The following is an 18,463-nucleotide window of genomic DNA, read 5'->3' as shown; positions in this document are numbered from 1 at the left end:
GTTCGAGCGGGCACGGCGCAACTCCAGCAGCAACACCGAGCTCGTCCTCGACGCGCTCCGCGCGCATCTGGCCGAGCTGCCTCGCCTGGTTGCCGACGCGCGTCGGCCGGCGGCCACCGACGCCAGCGAGCCGTTCCCGTGGCGCACCTCCACGCAGCGGCGTACGGCGGCGGCCAAGGTCCGCCGGGTGCAGTTGCCGATCCGGCCCCTGGTCGGTGAACTCCAGGTCATTGACACCCTGGTCGGGTGGGTTCAGCAGCAGCTCGGCGCTGGCCCTCGCTCCCTGGGTGGTCGAATCACCCGGTCTGAGGTGGTGGTGGCCGCCCTGGACGCCCACCTCCCAGCCGACCGACCGCGCGGACGCCGACCGAAAGCGTGACCACGTGGCCACCAGGGTCAGGTTCCCCTGACCCCGGTGGCCACCGCCGGTGTGCTCGCTAGGACTCGTCGAGACCGTGGGGAAGCCCGGCGCCGGGCTGGGCGACGGCAGGCCAGTCGCAGTCGGCGAGCGGCGCGGCATCGAGCAGGGCGGCTCGATCGGCCCGTCGAAGGTGTCCCGGCGTACGGGCACGAACCGAGGCCAGAGCGGCCTCCGCCGCCGCGCTCCGCTGACCGGGTGCCACGGCACCCCGACCATCGCGCTGGGCGTCACGGACGGCCCTGCGACGCTGCTGCTCCTCCGCCTGCTCGACGACCAGGGCGCGGCGGTGCTCGGCGTGCCGACGGGTCGGGTACGGCGGCTCGGCCGGTCCGGTCATCGCCTCGTCGAGCAGAGCGCGTAGGTAAGCCGTGGGGTTGTCGGGCTCGGCCAGCAGCGGACGAGTCCGGGCCCGCCGGACCCAGGCGTCGAGCACCTCGGCCGTCCAGTCCGGACCGAGTGCGGCGCCCAGCGTGGCCGCGACCCGGGGCAGGGGAGCGCGGCGCAGCCACACCCACCGGCCCTGAACGGCCCGTGCGAGGTCGTATGCCCACCCCGACCACTCAGGACGTGGCCGGGCCCGTCGTGACGCGCCACCGGGCATCTGAGCCGGCCTAGGACGCTGTACAGGGTGTGGCCTGGCAGGGCCGCGATCAACTCCGCTTCTCGTTGATGAGCGCGAAGCGCCGTCCTTCCTCCGGCTTTGCCGGTTCGACGACGGAGCGGACGCGATCGACGGCGAGATCAGCAGACCCCGATACAAGCAGGAGTAAACACTCATAGCTGAAGACACCGTGTGGGGGGTGCGGAAATTGGTGGCCTGGTGGCGGGCCTGATCGCGGACGCCGGCGACGGCGCGGCGCATCTGCCGGCGACGGACCTGCTCGCGGTAGTCGACCCAGCCACCGGCTCGGGCTTCGAGGGCGTCGACGCCCTCCTGGGCGGCGGCGAGCAGGCCACGGGCGTGCTCCAGCAGCCCGGCCAGAATGTCCAGTGCGTCGGCCAGGTAGGTGTTCCGGGTGGCCGGGTCGCTGTGGTGCAGCGGTCCGCGGTGCAGCGGGGTGATGTCGAAGGTGGCGCGGGCCTGGGCGCGGCCGGTGGCGCACCGCTCGGCGTAGCTGAGCCGGCGTCCCTGCTCGATGCGGGTGCACCAGCCCAGTGCCTCAGCGCGGCGCCAGGCGTCGGTGACCGGGCGGGTGGAGTCGCAGCCGGCCAGCTCGGCGGTCTCGGCCCGGCCGGGCATGGCGCGGCGGCCGGAGCGGCGGTCGGCGTTGACGGCCAGGACGGCGCAGACCCGGCCCAGGGCGGAGCGCCGGCCTCGACGGCTGACCCGGGCGGCCGTGTCGCGCGCGAGCGCGTCGGCCAGCAGCCACACCGGCCGGCCCCAGCTCTCGCCGGCCTGGAACGCGGTCACCGTCTCGGCCAGCCGGGTAGTCCAGGCGGTCAGCTCGTCGACGCGCGCGCGGGCCTCGGTCACCTCGGCGAGCTGCGCGAACCGCGCGGCGGTGGCGGCGGCCTCTAGGGCCATCGCGTGCTCGTGGTCGGCGCGGGCCTGGGCGAGCCAGGAGTATCCGCACAGCCAGCACGTCGGCACCGGCTCGGGTCCACCACACGCCGCGCACCCGGCGGGCTCGTCGACGTCCAGGCGCTCGCGCAGCTCGGCCACCAACCGGTGCCGGTCCGCCGCATCCTGCCGGTCGGCACGACCACGCCAGCACGGAATACACAGCGGGTCCGAGCCGTCGCCGTCGCGGGGCAGGCCCTGCCGGTCGACCCCGGCGGCGGCGCAGGCTACGCATGGCGTCTGCACACCGGTCGGGTAGGTCGGCCGACGGCGGGTGCCAGCCGTTGCGGCCAGCCGGGTCTGCCCGGTGCGGGTGGTTTCCAGCAGCAGCCGTTGGTTGGCTAGGTGCGTCTGACAGCGCCGCGTGCCGGGGACGACGAGCGCTGCCGTGCCGGTGGCGTAGCAGTCGGGGCAGTACCCCAACGCGGCCACTCGGTCCGTCGGCAGCGTCGTCGGCTGCGGTGCCGTGATCATCGCGGCACCGTCGCAGACCAGCCAGGCTTACGTCCTGGGCAAAGACGAAATGAAGCTGGGCGCGAGCAACCCTCGCTGCGACACGCGGAAACCGTGTCTTGAGACAAGAGTGCACCCAGCCCGAAGGTGGGTGCTATGGTGTCCTCCGAGCTTGTTGGAGCCTCAGACCCTGGTATCCGCCGCCAAGCAAACACAGGGTGTGGGGCTCTCTTGCTGTCTTCAGTTAGAGGTTGAGCTGAGGGGCTCCCTCTCAAGATCGATTTAGACGCGGTAGACGCGTGACCCGTGGATCTTACGGTGACTGTGCCATCGGCTGGGGCACCGACGCGCTCCAGGACCGGCGTTTCTGGCCAGTCCTGTGTGGATCTCGCCGCGAAATCGGTACATACCGGGGCGAGCCTGGCGGCCTTGTGTGCCAAGGGAATCCGAAGGTGCGCGTTCGAATGGGCGGCCCGGTCAATTGGGCCGCCCATTCGTGCGTATTGAATGGTCACGCGGGCAGGTGAATGGTGTCGCAGTGGACGGCGGTGCCGTCTCCGTCGTGGACGTACAGCTCGCCGTAGCGGTCGTCGGGGCCGTCGACGGCGTCGAGCAGCCGCGCGGCCTGGTGGCAGGCGGCGTCGATGTCGGCGGCGACGAAGTAGGTGACGCTGTGCGGGTTGTCGACGTCGGGGTCGGTGACGACGTCGAGGCGGTACTCGTCGGTCGTGGCGGCGACGGCGGTCTCGAATGGGCGGTGGGTCATGGTCACCACGCGCCGATCGCCAGGGCGGCGGTCAGGGCCGCGCCGGCGTACCCGGCCAGCAGCAACGGCACCGCCCGGCTGATCGCCTGGAACTTGGCGCGGACGGCGCGGGAGAGCCACCACAGCTCCCGCGCCCTGGCAAGGGCGGTCAGTTGCGGGACCTGGTCGGCGTCACCGGCGACGATGCGGGCGAGCACGTCCTGGGCGTTGTCGGCGTCGGCGTAGGCCATGAACCCGTAGCCACCGGCCAGGCGGGGGCGGGAGGCCAGCAGGAGCAGCACCACAGCGGTCAGCACCACCGCGGCGGTGGCCGCGCCGGCCGCGAGCGCGGCGGCGGCGGGGAGGTGGCCGCCGGCTCCGGTGCCGCCGAGCACGGCCAGGCCGGCGCCGAGCAGCACCCCGGCCATCTGCAGGTAGCCGCCGGCCTTGGGGTCGATACGGGCGAGCTCGGCGCGGACGGTGGCGATCTCGGCGTCCAGGCAGGCGGGCACGGTGCCCCGCCCGCACGCCGAGGCGTGCGCCCCGGCGCGGGCCAGGATCTCCAGCTCGCTGAAGTGGCGGTCGGTCGTGCCGCAGCCGGTGCAGCGGGAGGTGCTGTCGGCCAGGCCGGGGGCGATATCCACCAGCACCGCGTACGCCCCGGCGGTCGGGATCACGAAGTGGCGGCGGGGTCCGTCTTTGGCGCGCGGCTCGTAGGTGCTGGCGTAGGTCGCGCCGAGGTAGGTCGGGTCACCCGGATCGGGCACCATGTGGGTAGCTCCTGTCATCTGCTGGATGGGGGGAGTTGGCGGGCGGCCCCGGCTTGGGAAGGCAGAGGGGCCGCCCGCGCGTCAGCGGCGGGTGCCGCTGCGCGGGAACGGCAGCACCGTGGCGGTGCGGTCGTCCTGGTCGGTGGGGTGCTCGCCGCTAAGAGCGGCGAGCAGGGCGGGCAGTTCGTCGGGGCGCAGCAGCACCTCGCGGGCCTTGGAGCCCTCGGACGGGCCGACCACGCGCATCTGGCACATGGCGTCCATGAGCCGGCCGGCTTTGGCGAACCCGACGCGCAGCTTGCGCTGGATCATCGAGGTCGAACCGAACTGGCTGGTGACGATCAGCTCGATGGCTTGCACGAGCAGTTCCCGGTCGGTGTCGTCCAGGCCGGCCACGTCGGTGGCCCCGCCGGTCGTCGTGCTGGTGTCGGCGGCCGGGGCGGCGGTGACGGTCGGGTCGTAGGCGGGGGTGGCCTGGGCGCGCCAGTGCTCCACGACGGCGGTGACCTCGGCCTCGGACACCCACGCGCCCTGGATCCGGACCGGGGCGGAGGCGCCCATGGGGAGGAACAGCCCGTCGCCCTGGCCGAGCAGCTTCTCGGCGCCGGGCTGGTCGAGGATCACCCGGGAGTCGGTCAGCGAGCTGGTGGCGAAGGCGAGTCGGGACGGGACGTTGGCCTTGATCAGGCCGGTCACCACGTCCACCGAGGGCCGCTGGGTGGCGAGGACGAGGTGGATGCCGGCGGCGCGGGCGAGCTGGGTGATCCGCACGACGGACTCTTCGACGTCCTTCGGGGCGACCATCATCAGGTCGGCCAGCTCGTCGACGACGACCACCAGGTACGGGTACGGCTCCAGGGTGCGCTCGCTGCCGGCCGGGGCGGCGATCTGCCCGGCGCGGACTTTGCGGTTGAACTCGTCGACGTGCCGGCAGCCGTGGGCGGCCATGTCGTCGTAACGCATGTCCATCTCCCGCACGACCCACTCCAGGGCGTCGGCGGCCTTGCGGGCGTTGGTGATGATCGGCGTGACCAGGTGCGGGATGCCGTCGTAGGCGGTCAGCTCGACCCGCTTGGGGTCGATGAGCAGCAGTCGCACCTCGTCCGGGGTCGCCCGGGTCAGGATCGACACGAGCAGGGTGTTGAGGCAGCCAGACTTCCCGGCGCCGGTGGCCCCGCCCAGGAGCAGGTGCGGCATGGCGGCGAGGTTCGTGGTCACCGCGGCGCCGTCGATGTCCTTGCCCAGTCCCACCAGCAGCCGGTGCTGGTCGCGGGCGGCGCCCCGGATGACGTCGCCGAGGGTGACGATCTCCCGGTGCTCGTTGGGCACCTCCACGCCGATGGCGCTCTTGCCCGGGATGGTGGCCAGCATCCGGATGTTCTCGGTCCGCACGGCGTAGCCGAAGTTCTTCGCCAGGCCGAGGACCTTCTCCACCTTCACCCCGGGCCCGATGGTGATCTCGTGGCGGGTCACGGCGGGTCCGCGCCGGTGGTCACTGACGCGGGCGTCGAGCTTGAAGTCGGTCAGCACGCCTTGCAGCGCCTGCGCGTGGGCGGCGGTGGCCGCGTCTTGGGCCTTCGGGCGGGCCCCGGCGGCGAGCAGCGTCAGCGGCGGCAGGTGGTAGCGGGACCCGGCCACCGGTGCCTCGACCGGGCGGGTGGTCGACGCGACCGGCGCGGCCGGGGAAACCGGCCGGACGGCGTGGACCGTGGGTGCGGGCGCGGTGGGGGTCTGGTCGGCCACCTCGTCAACGACCACCTCGTCGTCGGGGTCGACCTTGGCGACGTCGTCCGACCAGACCGGGGCGGGGGCCGACGCCGTGGTGGCGGCCCGGCGGCGGGTGCCTGCGGGAGACAGGCCGGTCAGCCGGGCCCGCAGGCTGTCCCGGGTGGTGCCGGTGGCCAGCAGCAGCCCGGCGGCGGTGGCGGCCAGCAGCAGCGGCACCGCCGCCCAGCCGGTGATCCCGGCGGCCAGGGCCCGGCCGGTGAGGCGGCCGAGCAGGCCGCCGGCCTCACCGAGGCCGGCGTGCGGGACGCGGGCGGCGACGGCCAGGTCGACCAGGCCGGTCACCCCGGCCGTGGTGAGCAGCCCACCGCCGATGCTGCGACGTACCCGGGCACCCCGGGGGTGCCGGAACGCCAGCACCGCGACGGCGGCCAGGAGGGCGGGCATGGTCCAGGTGACCTGGCCGACGAACAGGGCGCACAGGTCGGCCAGGCCGCCGGGCAGGGCACCGGCCCAACCGCCGGGCCGCCACCACGCTCCGATACCGAGCCCGACGCTGGTCAGGGTCAGGGCCAGGCCGGTCCCGTCGCGGTAGCCGAACGGCGCGTCGACGGTCGGCTCGGCCGCGCGGCGGACCAGCCAGCCGACCCCGCCGGCGGCACCCATCCAGCTAATCGCGGTGACCTTGCCGGTGGTCTTCATGACGTTGGTCTTCTTCCGTCGGGCGGGCCGGCGGGCCGGGCGGCGGGTGCTGGTGGTGCGGCGGGTGCCGGCGCGCGTCGTGGTCATCGGGCCACCTGCGATTCCGCGGAATCCGCGCCAGCGGGGCGGGTGATCACGACGGTGGTGTGCCGGGGGGCGACGGCGCGGGTGCGGGCGAAGGCGGGCACGGCGAGCAGGGACCATACGGCGGCGGTGACGGCCACCGCGAGCTCTCGGTTGTCCGGTGGGCTGGCGGCCCATACCATCGCCGCGGTGCTCACGCCGTGCAGGCACCAGCCGATGCGGGCGCCTCGGGCGCCAAGGCTGGCGGCGGTGAGCAGCACCGCGCCGGTGAGGAGCCAGCCCCACCGCAACTGCTCGGCGGTGGCGGGCAGGCCGGCAGCGTGGCTGTCGAGGTAGGCGTGCACCGGCGTGGTGATGGTGCGGGTGATCGGGCCGGTGGACAGCCAGCCGGCGGCGGCCCGCCCGGCGTCGCCGGCGATCTCGCCGCCGGCGTCGAGCATGGCGATCAGCCCGGCGATCAGCTTCCACAGCAGCCAGAGCGCCCCTCCGGCCAGGATGGCCAGGACGGTCAGGACGCCGGCGACGACCCAGGTGTCGGCCCGGGTGACCCACGCCGGCAGGCGACGCGTCGCCGGGGTGGTCGGGGTGGGGGAGGCATCGTCGGGGGAGTCGATGCCGGCGTCGAACTGCGGTTCCACGAAGGTTCTCCTTCGGTCGATGGGGTGGCGGGGTCAGGCGTCGATGTCGGCGAGGGTCTGGTCGAGCTGGTCGGCGGTGACGAGGACGGTGGGGGTGCCGTCGGGGTCGGCGGGGCCGAGGACACCGGTTTCGGTCATGCGGTCGAGCAGCCAGCGGGCCTGGTCGGTGGTGACGGTCAGCCGGCGGGTGAGCATCGCGGGGGTGGGGATGCCGGTGGTGACGACCAGGGCGACGGCCTGGCGCAGCAGCTCGTCGACGGCGACGTCGGCGGCGTCGGCGGCGGGCTGGTCGCCGGCGAGGGCGTAGTGGCCGTGGCGGGCCTTGACGACGTCGCCGCGGGCCATGAGTTCGGACAGGGCCTTGATGACGCCGCTGTCGGACAGGCCGGTGACGGTGATCAGGTCACCCTTCTTGGTGGTGCCGGCCTTGATGGCCTGGTAGATGTCGCGCGCGGCGGGGGTCAGGCCGGACGGGTCCGGCGCGGCGGCGACCGGGGCGGTCGGCGTGGCCGGGTTGGCGGCGGGGGCCTCCAGGTTCAGGGCGCCGGGGAAGGCGACGACCTTGCCGTAGCCGGCGGCCTGTCCGGCGTCGGCCGGGGTGGTCTTGGGGGTGGCGAACTCGACGGCGTCGATACGGCCGGAGATGAGGTCGTCGAGCTGGCCGGTGAGTTCGGCGCGGGCGGCCTCGACGGCGACGTTGCGCTCGGCGTACGGGGTGCCCAGGGCGCGCAGGGCGACCAGGTCGTCGTCCAGAGGCGCGTCGGGGGTGTGGGCGAGCCACCAGTGGGAGGTGCCCTCGCGGGGGTCGGCGCCGGCGTGGACCGCGTCGAGTTCGTCGTCGTCGAGTTCGGCGAGGTAGTAGGACCGGAACGGGGCGGTGCGGTCGGTGGTGCCGATCGCGGCGACGGTGTAGCCGTAGCCGGGCAGGTCGGGCAGCAGGGTCGGGTCGAAGTCGAGCTTGAGGACGCTGGCGGTCTGGGTGTTGGTGGTGCGCAGCACCACGGTGTTGCCGCGACGCACCGCGTTGCGCAAGCCGTTGCTGCCTCCGAAGGTCGGCAGGTCGCCTTCCTGGCTGGCGAGGATGAGGGCGATGCCGAGCTTGCGGCCGACGCGGCCGATGCGCTCGCAGATGGCGGTGGCCTCTTCGCCGTGGACCTCGTCGCTGAGGATCATGTGGCACTCGTCGAGCACCGCGACCACGCCGGGGCGGTGCGGGCGGGGGGTGAACCCGTTGCGGCCCCGGGCGGAGTTCTCGATGCCGCGCCAGTAGACGAGGCGGTCCAGGCCGCGCAGCATGGCCATGATCTGCTCGTTACCGCGCGCGGCCCAGGTGGCGTTGCTGGCCAGCGCGTCCGACGACGTGCCGCCCTGCGGGTCGCCGTAGAAGGTGGTCACCAGCCCTGAGGCGCGCATGGAGCACAGCAGCGCCTCCAGCAGTCGGGACTTGCCGGAGCCGATGCCGCCGACGACCAGGCCGCCCCAGATGGAGTTGTGGCTAAACAGCTTCCACGGGGCCGAGCCCTCGCCGTCGGCGTAGGGGCCGAGGAACACGGTGCCGATGTTCGTGGCGGGGTCGTAGTCGAGCTGCGGGCCCCGGTAGGGCTGCGACACCTTGATCGGGGACTTGCGGACCACGGTCAGCGCGACCCGGGAGGCGTCGCCGGAGTCGTGGCGCTCCAGGACGATGTCCTCCTGGGCGACGTGCAGGCCGGAGGCGATCAGCGTCAGCGCGGCCATCGCGGTGGCGATCGACTGGCGGCCGGCGCGTAGCTGCACGTTGTAGCGCTCCTTGGTAGCGCTGATCTGCGGGTCGGTGAGGTACGACTCCGGCAGCGCGCCGCCCTTGCTGGCGACGTTCGCGGCCCACAGGGCGGGCACGCTGTTCAGGTCGAACGCCGGCGTCGGCGCGGCGGCCGGGGTGACGTTCGGGATGCGGTGTTGCCGCCACCACGGGGTGGCCAGGCCGAATCCGATGCCGGCCAGGGCGGCGGTCATGGTCCAGTCGACGCCGTTGCCGGCGGCGACGGTCAGCCAGGTCACGGCGGCGGCCAGGCACGTGTACAGCCAGGTCCGCACCCGGCGGGTACGGCTGCGGCGCAGGACCATGGCGACGATGACGGCGGCCAGGCCGGCGGTGCCGGCGGTCGCGGCGGCGACGGCCTCGGCGTCGCCGGTGAGCCACACGGCGGCGCGGGCGAGCCACGCGGCGGACCACACGGCCACGAGGACCTTGTGCGGGGCGGTCTGGTGGCGCAGCCGGTAGCGCATCCGGTCGCGGCGGCGGGCCTCGCGGTCGGCGCGGATCTGCGCGGCGGTGGGTCCCGTCGACGCGGGTGCCGGCGGCGCGGCCATGGCCTCGACGGCGTTCAGGCCGGGCTTGGTGTGGACCATCGTGGATCACCTCGACTCTCGACGGGCAGGGGTCGGTGCGGGGCGGGGTGGCCGCCCGGCCGGAGGGGAAGCCCGGCCGGGCGGCCGACGGGTCACTCCTTGGTCATCCAGTCCTTGTCACCGGCGTCCCGGTTGGCCTGGTACGCCTCGCCGACGACGTCGTGCTTGGCCAGCACGGCGTGCGCGGCCTTGAGCTGAGCGGCCATCGCGGCGGCGGACTCCTGTGCCTGGGCCAGGTGGCCCAGGGCCGGGCCGCCGACCTTCCCGGCGGTCATCCGGGCGATGGTCTGCTCCAGGCTGGTGACCGCCGCGGTGGCGGCCTTGGCCATCGCGTCGGCGTAGTTCTTCGCGGACGCGTGCCCGCTGACCTCGGGATTGGGGGTGCTCATCGGTGCTGCCTCCTTGCTGGGCGGGGCCGCCGGCCCGGTCGGGCTGGCGGGGTTGGGCGTGGAGGGGCGGGCGAACATCGCCGCCAGCTCCTCCGGGGTCGGCGTCGGAATCGACGCCGGGTCGGTGATGGCCGTCGCCGTGTCGGTCGGGGCCGGCTGCGTGTCGGCCTGACCGGCCGCCGGGGGGCCGGGGGTGGGGCGGGACTGCTGGGTGCGCTGTTCGGCGGCGGCGGCGAGGGCGGCGTCGCGGGCCGCAACCTGCTCGACGCGGGCCGCCTCATACGCGGCGCGTTCGTCGTCGACCCGGTCGGCGCGCTTGGTGTTGGCGTTGGCCCACGCGTCGGCCCAGGAATCGAACAGGTAGCGGCGCAGCGGCCCCTTGCTCCAGAAGCCGGTGGCCTTCGGGCGCGGCTTGCCGGTGCGCTTCTCCCGGGCGGTCCACCGCTTGTCCCAGAACTCGCGGCGGGGGCTGTTCTGGCCCTTCGAGGCGTGCATGACGTCCTCGACGGCGTTCTTGAGCACCCACACCAGGGCGATAACGAGCACGAGTGGCAGGAACACGTCGATCACCACGCCGTCACGAAAGCGCTGGCCACGTCGGCGGCGGCCTCGCCGATGGCGTTGACGGCGTCGCTGCCCATGCCCGCCCACACCCCGCCGACGATGGCCAGCAGCGTCGGGAAGGCCAGGGCGAGCCACGGCAGGAACTTCGACGCCTTGGCCGTCTTGGTGGGCCACAGGTCGTGGGCGAGCCACAGAGCGACGCCGGCGACGATCGCGCCGGGAATCGCCACACCGAACGTGCTCGCGGTGCCGGCGGACAGGCCGGTGCCGACCAGCTCGCCGGCCTTGCGCAGGAAGTCACCGGCCCAGCCCGCGGCACCGGCGATACCGGCACCGGCGATGAGCATCAGCCAGCCGACAACCTTCGGGGTCTTCTGCCGCTTCCACTGGACGAGACCGAGGACCAAGGCGAACACGGCCACGGCGACGGCGGTCGCCGACGCAGCTGCCGACGAGCCGGCGGCGTCCTTCGGCGCGGCGGCGGCGAGGAGGGTGAGCGTGGACATCGGATGCCTCCCTTCGAGGCGGGTAGGTGGAGCTGGGAGATTCCGTGGATTGCGAGCGGGAGGTGTTACAGCCAGCCGGGCCAGGGCAGCCAGGCGCCGGGCGGGGTGTGGGCGAGCAGCCCGTAGAGGACGGTGACGGTGGCCAGGCGGCCGGGGCGCTGCACGATCCAGGCCGCGTAGTACAGGACCGTCGTCGCCGCGACGGCCAGCCACGAGTAGCCGATGCCCAGCGCGCGGACCGGGCCGATGCCCGCGCTGGTCCACTCGCCGGTGCGGGCGTAGGCGATCAGCTCCAGCAGCGTCGCCGGCGGGTCCGCGACCACCGACGGGGGCCGCCAGTACGCCGCCAGCCGCTCCCTCAGGCCGCCCCAGATCCCCGGCGAATCCGCCGCCTCGTGACCTTGCGTGAGGACGGTTTCCGGGGCTATCCTCGCGCGCGCACCTGCGCGCGCTGCGCTGCTGGCCGTCCCGGCCGGCACCCTTGCGGAGTGCGGAGTGGGGAGTGCGGTTTCACGCTCCGTCACGGGTACGGGCGACGGGGCCGTGGTGGCCTGCTCGTCGGTCGTGGTGCTCATGCCGATGCCTCCTTCAGCAGTTGCTCGGCCAGGTTCTTGAGCTGCTCGACGGTGTGTCCGGCGACCTGCTCGGCCCGCGCGGCGGGCAGCTCGGCCAGGGCGCTGGCCAGGAACGACGCGGCGGCGGACACCTTCTGACCAGGGGTTTTCGCGGCGGCGATCCGCATGCCGAACGTGGCCCGCTTGCGCTGCGGCCGGGACTCCGAACGCTTCGGCGCCGCCGGCAGCTCGCCGACCACCGACCGGGCCGCGTCCCGAACCCGACGCCGGTCATCACGGCTCTGGCCTGCTGGAACACCGACGATGCGTTCAGCGGCGCGGGTCCTGCGGTAGCCCGACATCACACCTCCTTGTTGATCTTGCGGGGAGTGGGGCTGTTGATCTTGGGCCGGCCCGGCCGGACATGACCGGGCCAGCCCGGTCATGCGACGCGACCGCTGGTCAGTTCGAGGACCCGGCCGACGATTTCCGCCGGCACGGCGTTGAGGACCCGGCGGATCGTGCGGTCGGAAATCTTGGTGATCTCCGCCAGCTCGGCCTGCGTGGCGTCCGGGTTTTCCGCTCGGGCGGCCAGGATGAGCGCCACGGTTTCCGGTCGGACCTTGTCCACCTCGGGCAGGTTGTCCGGCAGCGTCGCCGGAACCGAGGCGAGAGATTTCCGGGCGGCGGGCCGCACGATTTCCGGCTGTCGGCTCGTGCTGGTTTCCGCCCGCTCCTGGGCGCGGGCCAGGGCCCGGCGGGTGCGCTCCAGCTCGTTGACGAGACCGTCGCGGGCGTCCTTGATCGCTTGGCTCTCCTGCTCGGCCGTGGCCCGCGCGAGGGCCTGCCGCTCGGCGAACCGCTGCGCCTCGTCGAGCTGCGCCCGTAGCGCCCGCGCCGTTTCGTCCAGTTCCGCGGCCTGCTCCTGGGCCGTGCGGGCGTCGACACGGGCCTCGGCCAGGGCGTCCTGATGGTCGCGTTCGGCCTGCTCAGCGGCCTCGGTGAGCATCCGGACCCGCTCGGTGGCGGACCGCTCGGCCAGGACCCGGGCGGCGGCGGCCCGGTCTGCGGCGTCGCGGGCCTCGGCGAGCCGGCCCTCGGCCAGCCGGGCCGCCTCCGCCTCGGCGGCGGCCCGCTGCGCAGCGGCCCTGGCGGCCTCGCGCGCCTCGGCCACGGCCCGGACGTGGTCGGCGATTTCCGCCTCGGTGGCGGCCTCGATTTCCGCCCGCGTTTCCGCCTCGGTCGCCGCCCGGGTTTCCGCCTCGCCCGCGCGGGTTTCCGCCTCGGCGCGGGCGGCGGCTTCCGCCTCGGCCCGCGCCGTTTCCACCCGCGCCAGTTCCTCGGCTTCCGCCAGGGCCGCCCGCGCGGCGGCGGTTTCCGCCCGCGCCGCCCGGATCTCCTCCGCCCGCCGGGCCGCCTCGGCGTCGGCCAGCCGCTTGCGCTCGGCCTCGATTTCCGCGGCCTTGCGGCCCCCGTCGAGGTCCCCGAGCACCAGCTTGGAAAGGAACAGGAACGCCAGGGACGGCAGGCAGGCCAGGAACCGCGCCGACCAGGAAGCGTCCGCGCCCACCGCCGACAACTGCGCGGCCAGGGACAGCAGCGCGCCACCCAGCAGGATCACCAGGGCGTAGGACCACAGCTTCTTGCCCTGCCGCAGCCGCTTGCGCAGCGACAGCGTCGCCACCAGCGGCACCAACTCGGAGATGACGGCGTTGGCCCACCCGAACCACTGCGGGGTGCCGTGCGGCATCCACTCCATGGTCCAGTCCTTCATGTGCGTGAAGGCCGCCGCGAGCGCGGCCACCATGATCGCCATGAGGATGACCAGCTTGACGACTTCCTCGACCTTGTCCGCGCGGCCTTCCACCGGCACGTCCACGCCGGCCGCAGGCGTCTCGGCGCTCACCGCGTGCCTCCCGAGGGGGCGGACCGCCGGGCGCTGGCGAGCTGCGCCGGGGCCGGCACCCGCTCGTCGGCGATCCGGGCGCGGCCGGTGCCCAGCAGCTCCCGGGCGAGTTCGTCCTCCGCACACGACTGGTGGCACGCCTCGCCCCGGCCGTCGCGCATCTGCGTGGGGGTGTCGCAAACCCGGCAGGGCCGCGACCGGCCGTGCTCGTAGTGCCCCGGACCGGTCCAGTCCAGGCGCACCCGCACCAGCAGCTCGCCGGCCATCAGCACACCTCCCCGCGCGCCTGCCGGGCCGCCCGCACCCGCGCCAGCAGCTCCCGGCCGTACGGGTCGAGGTCAGCCTCGGCGACGTCCACGGCGAGGGGGTGACGGCGGTCGTCGATCCACCGCGCCAGACGCTGCCCGCCGACCACCGTGGCCACCGCAGCCAGCGCGGCGACCGGGGAGTACATCAGGGCCTGCGGCACCCGCTCGGCGTGCTCGGCCACGGCCTGGCCGGCGAGCACCGCCGCCGCACCTCCGGTGGCCACCACGGCGCCGGCCGTCAGGACCACCCGCGACCGGTCCAGCCGCGCCGGGGCCACCGGCGGCCGGGTCGGCCGGCGCACGGCCTGCCGGTACTCCCGCTCCGCGTCGACCAGACGCCGCATCTCACCGGCGAGCCGGCCCGGCAGGGCCGCGACCGTCGCGGCCCGACGCTCCAGCTCGACGTCCGGCACGTCCCGCAGACCGGCCCGGTAGCGCTCCAGCACGGCGGCGATGTCCAGCGTCGGGGCCGTCATGCCACACCCCCCAGCGCGCGGGCCGTCCCGGCCAGCTCCCGCAGCCGCACCACCGGCCGCTGCTCGATCGCGGGCAGGTCGGCCGCCCGGTCGTACTCGGCGACCTGGTCACCACCGGCCGCCTTCGCCCGGTACAGCGCGAGGTCCGCCGCGCGCAGCACCCGCGACGGGTCGTCACCGGCCATCGCCGACACCGCGCCGACGCTGGCCCGCACCGGCAGCTCCCGCCCACCGGGCAGGACCACCGGCGCGGCCAGGGCCCGCACCACCTCAGCGCCGAGAATCCCCGCAATCGGAGCCGGCGACGGGCAGACCAGCACGATCTCGTCACCACCGAGCCGGGCCACCACCGCGCCCTCGACCTCGTCGAGCGCGTCGGACAGCCGGGCCGCGACCTCGACCAACACCGCGTCACCCGCGTCGTGCCCGAGGGTGTCGTTGACCTGCTTGAACCCGTCCAGGTCGAGCAGGGCCACGTCGTAGGGCTCACCGGCCAGGTCGGCCAGCGCCGCCGACAGACCGGCCCGGTTCGCCAGCCCCGTCAACGGGTCGACGGCCGCCTGCCGGCGGGCCTCGGCCAGCCGGACCCGGTCCGCCCGGACCGTCCGCACCGCCCACACGTGCCCCGCCAGCGACAGCACGGCGGCGGCCGGGAGCAACATCGTCCGCGCCTTCACCGGGTCACCTCCGACCCGGTCGCCGCCGCCCACGCCTGCACGATCTCCCCGGAGATCCGGCCCCGGGCGCTGATCTCGTGCCCGTTGGCCAGGGCCCAGGCGCGGATCGCGGCCCGCTGCTCGGCACCCTCCCGACGGCTACGCGACGGCTGCGCCGTCGTGTCGCGGCCGGTCGTGCGCAGCTTCTGCCGCACCTCGGCGAGCTGGCGAGCCAACTGCGCCTCGGCCTCGGCCAGCTCCTGGCGCTGCGCCTCGGCAGCCTCTCGCTCCCGACGCTGCGCCTCCTCCGCCTCGACCCGACCGGTCAACTCCTGCACGAGGCCGGCGATCTTCTCGGCGAGGTTCCGGGTCCGCGCCGACCCACTCGCGGCGGCCACGCTCAGCAGCGCCTCCACCGTGCGATCGGCCGTCGTCGGGCTCGGCGCGGGGGTGGTGGGGGTGGGCTCCGCACCGGAGCCGGAAACGACCCGGATGCCCATCGGCACCCGCTGCACGGGGGACGGCTTGCCCTGCGCCGCCCGCACCAGAGCGGTCCGACCGGCACCGTTGGCCGGCGTCATCGTCGTGGTGCTCATGCCGGCATCACCGCCGTCGCCGACAGCAGACCCCGCAGCGCCCGCAGCGCCTTGTACTGCGCCGACTTGATCGCCGCCGGAGTCTTGCCCAACGCCTGCGCGGTCTCCTCGATCGACAGCTCCCGCAGGTACCGCAACGTGATGCACTGCCGCTGCACCGGGTTGAGCTGCTCGATCGCCGTCACCAGCGCCTCACGGGTCAGCGCGTCCACCACGGCCGCCTCCGGGCTCGGCACCCGGTCCACCGGAGCCGCGTCCCGCAGCTCCGCCACCGGCCGCTCCCGCCGCTGGTGCGACTGCTGCCAGTTGAGCGTCAGGTTCCGGGCGATCGTCGTCACCCACGCGCCGAAGTCACCACCCGGCCGCCGAAACGAGTTGATGTTGCGCAGCGCCCGCAGGAACGTCTCCGACGTCAGATCCTCGGCCACCTGCCGGTCCAGGACCCGCCGGTAGACGAAGCGGAACACCTGGTCGACGTAGCGGTCGTAGACCAGCCCGAACGCCTCCGCGTCACCGGTCTGCGCCCGCGCCACCAGCGCCGACACCTCGTTGGCCGTCGATCCGGACTGGGGCTGCACCGGCTGTATCCGGGCAGCACGTACCCTCATAGCTGGCATCTGAGCCTCCTCAGGTAGAGATGCCGATCTGCCCTGCGGGTGGCTATCCGCAGGGCATGGGTCAATTGCGGGTGCGATCCGCTATTGACCACGACCGCGGCGGGTGCGATCCGCCGCGGTCATTCCTTTGGGGCTCATAGGTGCGATCCGTTGAGCCCCGCCGTCTTGTCTTGGGACAATGTTGACCCCCGACATGACACCTGTCAAGCTTGTCCCAAGACAATTCAAAGATGGGGAGGGTGCGGTGGCTGTCCACTCGCGCTACCTAGACATCGCCGCCAAGATCCGAGAGCGGATCGAGGCCAACGAGTGGGAGCCTGGTGCCAAGCTGCCGCGTCTAGACGACTTCGCCGCCGAGTACGGGGCGAACAGAGACACCGTCGGCAGAGCCATTGGGGTCCTGGAAGCAGAGGGCTACGTCTGGGCGGTCCAAGGTCGGGGAATCACCGTGCGGTACGGGACGATCCGTCCGCGTCGTCCCCGGGGAAACCTGGTCAAGCGGAACGCCACCGCCCCCGGGTACTCCTTCCCTTCTGCCACTAGCCAGGAGGTGTGGAAGCACCACATCTCGCCCGTAGTGTCTGCTGAGCCCTTGAACGACCCACGGATCGCCAAGCTACTCAAGGTCGAGCCAGGGACGCTGGTAATGCGGCGTTTCCGAGTCACCGGCCCCGAGTCAGAGCCACCGTTCCAGATCAACATCTCCTGGATTCATCCTCGGGTGGCGAACGTTCCTGGGGTGGCCTCGCAAGCTCCGGGACCTGGCGACTGGCTATACCGGCTGGAGATGGCCGGCCACTGGCCGATTAGCTGGATGGAGATCCACCGGGCACGCATGCCCAGTAAGCAGGAGGCTGCCCTGCTGGAGATCCCGACCAACCTTCCAGTGCTGGAGATCGTCCGGGTAGGCACCTCTGGCAGCGATGGCCAGCCAGTCGAGGTGACCGAGTACATCGTCGCCAGCGACCGCGTCGAAACGATCCACGTCCTACACCGTGATGAGTCGGCGCAGGACCCGTGGCCCGATGAGATCAACGAGGGGTGACGGCGTGGCACCAACACTCAGCGTCCAGGTATCAGGGGGCTCTCATGTGGGATTCGTTCGGCAGCGAAACGAAGACGCTTCTTACCTGGGCGACTTCCTGTTCGCGGTTGCCGATGGTCTAGGTGGCCACGTCGCTGGTGATGTCGCCAGTTCCACGGCTATCGAGGCCCTGCGGCAGTACGACCAGGTGGTGGGGCCAGGCGCGCTACCCATCGTGCTCGGGCAGGCGGTCAACGCTGCTAACCATGCGCTGAGGCAGCGAATCGAAGCCGAACCGAACCTCGCTGGTATGGGCACCACGCTGGTCGCCATGCTCAGGGCTGGTGCGGCTGTCGCCCTGGCCAACGTCGGCGACTCTCGGGCCTACCTCCTGCGTGGCGGTCAACAGCACGGCCAGACCACACAGATCACCGAAGACCACCTCTACAAGCACCTGGTCGCTGAGGCCGCCAACGTGCCTCACCTCCCCGACAGGTTGACACGGTTCGTAGACGGCCGGCAGGACGGCCGGGCGCCCGACATCACCTTATTGACCTTGGCACCTGGTGACCGGCTCCTGCTGTGTACCGATGGGCTTAGCTCCTACGTGCCGCATGATGTCCTGCACTCCGCGCTGGCCACCTCGACAAGCACGCAGGAAGCCGTTGACCGCTTGATCGCCTCAGCCCTCGACCAGGGCGGCCCCGACAACGTGACGGTGGTCGTCATCTTCGTTGGCCAGTGATCCCGAAAGTCACCAGTGATCCCGAAAGTCATCTGCCCTGTGATTGGCCGACCGCAGGCTGACGTCAGGCTGCGGCGTCGTGGATGACGTTGTCGATCGCGCGGCGCAGGTCGGCGGCTCGGACGGTGACGGTGGTGTCGTCGGCGACGGGGGCGAGTCCTGCGTCGACCAGCTCGCAGATGAGGGCGCTCGGGGTGATTCCGCGTCGGTGGGCCTCGGCCTCCAGGCGGCTGGACACCTCGGGGGGCAGCCGGGTCGAGTGGACCACCTTCGCGGTGCTCTGGTCGACCTCGGCTCCGCTCCAGTCGCTGTCGTTGAGTGCCCGCAGGGCGTCGTCTCGGCTGTTCATCGCTGGCCTCCTTCGAGCATCTTGGTCACCACGTCGACCTCGGCCGGTTCGAGTTGGCGAGCACCGACTACGAGGTACTCGTCGTCGCCGTCTTCGACCAGGGCGACGGCGATCCACTGGCCGTCGGCCGTCGGGGCGGCGATGCGCAGCACCGCGCCGAGGTGCTGGCGGATGCGTGGGCGGGTCCGAAGCACCTGCAGCACGTCCTGCCATCTGATGCCGGCAGCGCCCAGCGTGGTGTAGCTGGCGTCGTCGAACCGGTAGACCTCGTCCACGCTGACCA

General features: G+C 73.1%; 20 protein-coding genes and 1 pseudogene. 3 read left to right on the top strand and 18 right to left on the bottom strand.

The annotated features are described in order from the left end of the window. Positions 1 to 379 (top strand): annotated as a pseudogene (locus ACFYWL_RS29105) (hypothetical protein); the annotation flags it as partial. A 58-nt stretch (positions 380 to 437) separates the two neighbouring features. Here the strand turns inward: ACFYWL_RS29105 and ACFYWL_RS29100 are convergent. The 16 genes from ACFYWL_RS29100 to ACFYWL_RS29025 form a co-directional block, all read right to left on the bottom strand. Then, positions 438 to 2,456, bottom strand: coding sequence for a hypothetical protein (locus tag ACFYWL_RS29100; protein ID WP_386979266.1), 2,019 nt, complete (start codon positions 2,454 to 2,456; stop codon positions 438 to 440). A gap of 490 nt (positions 2,457 to 2,946) precedes the next feature. Then, positions 2,947 to 3,201: a hypothetical protein gene (locus tag ACFYWL_RS29095; protein WP_386979264.1), complete on the bottom strand. Its 255-nt coding sequence runs from the start codon at positions 3,199 to 3,201 to the stop codon at positions 2,947 to 2,949. Positions 3,202 to 3,203: 2 nt separating this feature from the next. After that, positions 3,204 to 3,968, bottom strand: a complete 765-nt coding sequence (locus ACFYWL_RS29090) for a Pycsar system effector family protein (protein ID WP_386979260.1) — start codon at positions 3,966 to 3,968, stop codon at positions 3,204 to 3,206. Between the two features lie 63 nt (positions 3,969 to 4,031). Beyond that, positions 4,032 to 6,464, bottom strand: coding sequence for a DNA translocase FtsK (locus ACFYWL_RS29085; protein ID WP_386979257.1), 2,433 nt, complete (start codon positions 6,462 to 6,464; stop codon positions 4,032 to 4,034). Beyond that, positions 6,461 to 7,099 (bottom strand): hypothetical protein, encoded by a 639-nt coding sequence (locus ACFYWL_RS29080; RefSeq protein WP_386979254.1) that lies wholly within the window; start codon positions 7,097 to 7,099, stop codon positions 6,461 to 6,463. The genes ACFYWL_RS29085 and ACFYWL_RS29080 overlap by 4 nt, the downstream gene beginning before the upstream one ends. A gap of 33 nt (positions 7,100 to 7,132) precedes the next feature. Continuing rightward, on the bottom strand, positions 7,133 to 9,490 hold the full coding sequence (locus tag ACFYWL_RS29075) for a hypothetical protein (RefSeq protein WP_386979251.1): 2,358 nt from the start codon (positions 9,488 to 9,490) through the stop codon (positions 7,133 to 7,135). 92 nt (positions 9,491 to 9,582) lie between these two features. Beyond that, positions 9,583 to 10,452 carry a hypothetical protein gene (locus ACFYWL_RS29070; protein ID WP_386979248.1) on the bottom strand — a complete coding sequence of 290 codons (870 nt, stop codon included), beginning with the start codon at positions 10,450 to 10,452 and terminating at the stop codon, positions 9,583 to 9,585. Further along, positions 10,446 to 10,949: a hypothetical protein gene (locus tag ACFYWL_RS29065; protein WP_386979245.1), complete on the bottom strand. Its 504-nt coding sequence runs from the start codon at positions 10,947 to 10,949 to the stop codon at positions 10,446 to 10,448. The genes ACFYWL_RS29070 and ACFYWL_RS29065 overlap by 7 nt, the downstream gene beginning before the upstream one ends. A 65-nt stretch (positions 10,950 to 11,014) precedes the next feature. Beyond that, positions 11,015 to 11,524 (bottom strand): hypothetical protein, encoded by a 510-nt coding sequence (locus ACFYWL_RS29060; protein WP_386979242.1) that lies wholly within the window; start codon positions 11,522 to 11,524, stop codon positions 11,015 to 11,017. Then, on the bottom strand, positions 11,521 to 11,865 hold the full coding sequence (locus ACFYWL_RS29055; RefSeq protein WP_386979239.1) for a hypothetical protein: 345 nt from the start codon (positions 11,863 to 11,865) through the stop codon (positions 11,521 to 11,523). The genes ACFYWL_RS29060 and ACFYWL_RS29055 overlap by 4 nt, the downstream gene beginning before the upstream one ends. Before the next feature lie 80 nt (positions 11,866 to 11,945). Beyond that, the gene (locus tag ACFYWL_RS29050; protein ID WP_386979237.1) at positions 11,946 to 13,409 is read right to left on the bottom strand and encodes a hypothetical protein; all 1,464 of its coding nucleotides are present in this window, start codon (positions 13,407 to 13,409) and stop codon (positions 11,946 to 11,948) included. Then, positions 13,406 to 13,675, bottom strand: a complete 270-nt coding sequence (locus tag ACFYWL_RS29045) for a hypothetical protein (RefSeq protein ID WP_386979234.1) — start codon at positions 13,673 to 13,675, stop codon at positions 13,406 to 13,408. Before ACFYWL_RS29045 ends, ACFYWL_RS29050 begins: the two co-directional genes overlap by 4 nt. Then, the gene (locus ACFYWL_RS29040) at positions 13,675 to 14,193 is read right to left on the bottom strand and encodes a hypothetical protein (protein WP_386979231.1); all 519 of its coding nucleotides are present in this window, start codon (positions 14,191 to 14,193) and stop codon (positions 13,675 to 13,677) included. The genes ACFYWL_RS29045 and ACFYWL_RS29040 overlap by 1 nt, the downstream gene beginning before the upstream one ends. Next, a complete protein-coding gene (locus ACFYWL_RS29035) occupies positions 14,190 to 14,855 on the bottom strand; it encodes a GGDEF domain-containing protein (RefSeq protein WP_386979228.1) in 666 nt (221 codons plus the stop codon). The genes ACFYWL_RS29040 and ACFYWL_RS29035 overlap by 4 nt, the downstream gene beginning before the upstream one ends. Positions 14,856 to 14,866: 11 nt before the next feature. After that, entirely contained in the window at positions 14,867 to 15,445 is a 579-nt protein-coding gene (locus tag ACFYWL_RS29030; RefSeq protein ID WP_386979225.1) for a histone-like nucleoid-structuring protein Lsr2, read from the bottom strand. Further along, positions 15,442 to 16,053, bottom strand: coding sequence for an RNA polymerase sigma factor (locus tag ACFYWL_RS29025; RefSeq protein ID WP_386979222.1), 612 nt, complete (start codon positions 16,051 to 16,053; stop codon positions 15,442 to 15,444). Before ACFYWL_RS29025 ends, ACFYWL_RS29030 begins: the two co-directional genes overlap by 4 nt. Before the next feature lie 187 nt (positions 16,054 to 16,240). Between ACFYWL_RS29025 and ACFYWL_RS29020 the strand changes: the two genes are divergently transcribed. Continuing rightward, positions 16,241 to 17,107, top strand: a complete 867-nt coding sequence (locus tag ACFYWL_RS29020; protein ID WP_386979219.1) for a GntR family transcriptional regulator — start codon at positions 16,241 to 16,243, stop codon at positions 17,105 to 17,107. A 46-nt stretch (positions 17,108 to 17,153) separates the two neighbouring features. After that, positions 17,154 to 17,831 carry a PP2C family protein-serine/threonine phosphatase gene (locus tag ACFYWL_RS29015; RefSeq protein WP_386979215.1) on the top strand — a complete coding sequence of 226 codons (678 nt, stop codon included), beginning with the start codon at positions 17,154 to 17,156 and terminating at the stop codon, positions 17,829 to 17,831. Between the two features lie 64 nt (positions 17,832 to 17,895). Here the strand turns inward: ACFYWL_RS29015 and ACFYWL_RS29010 are convergent, their stop codons facing one another. After that, entirely contained in the window at positions 17,896 to 18,180 is a 285-nt protein-coding gene (locus tag ACFYWL_RS29010; protein WP_386979212.1) for a hypothetical protein, read from the bottom strand. Next, positions 18,177 to 18,455 carry a hypothetical protein gene (locus ACFYWL_RS29005; RefSeq protein WP_386979209.1) on the bottom strand — a complete coding sequence of 93 codons (279 nt, stop codon included), beginning with the start codon at positions 18,453 to 18,455 and terminating at the stop codon, positions 18,177 to 18,179. Before ACFYWL_RS29005 ends, ACFYWL_RS29010 begins: the two co-directional genes overlap by 4 nt. Between the last annotated feature and the right edge of the window lie 8 nt (positions 18,456 to 18,463).

It is taken from the genome of Micromonospora sp. NPDC002575 (assembly GCF_042889525.1).
GTDB classification, from domain to species: domain Bacteria; phylum Actinomycetota; class Actinomycetes; order Mycobacteriales; family Micromonosporaceae; genus Micromonospora; species Micromonospora carbonacea.
The sequence above is the reverse complement of the archived record's forward strand: the minus strand, read 5'-3'. Positions and strand labels throughout refer to the sequence as shown.